Here is a 577-nt window from a genome sequence, read left to right on the forward strand (position 1 = left end):
GAGCTTGCACGGGTCCAATTAAAGTTCGCACCCTACATCGTCGCGAACGGCATTCGATAGGCGGCTGCCTGCGGCCACCAGCAGTCACTCGTCCCCAACTCCCAATGAACCTGAAGACGGCCGAATCGCCAAGGACATTCCCTGGCAAGATTCGCCGTTCGTGGCCTCAGCTAGCGGAGGCCACAACAACTAGGACAACGCTCAATGGCGGAAGAGGCAACGGCCAAAACGGTTAAAGATTTCGGTGCGAGGTACAACCTGTGGAAGGAGTTCCTGACTGTTTGGCCCCTGAGCCGACTCACCACTATGACTTTGGAGGAGTACACGAAGGCGGGCTCGCACTCTACGTTCGCCTACTGGGTGGAGTACAAGCTCAAGGTTTTCGGTGAGATTTCCGGTGGCTCCGGCCGCACGATGCGCATTTTTTCGCGTGTTCCGGGCATCGACAAGGATTCGACAAATCCGAGCATCAAGAGGTCGGAAAAATACGGTTGGCTGGCTAAATACGGGGCGACCGAGCAGAAGGCCTTCGAAGCTGTTCGAACCGCGGTTGTCACGGTCGCGCAGGCCGCTGCCC

The 577-nt window shown here is 57.7% G+C and carries 1 protein-coding gene; it reads left to right on the forward strand.

Annotated features, from left to right (window positions below; translation table 11 throughout):
* Positions 1-204: 204 nt before the first annotated feature.
* Positions 205-577: hypothetical protein (locus tag AC1DTN_RS38645; protein ID WP_477925500.1), on the forward strand; the 373-nt coding region annotated here is incomplete at its 3' end.

Source organism: Rhizobium sp. 01T444 (assembly GCF_056398305.1).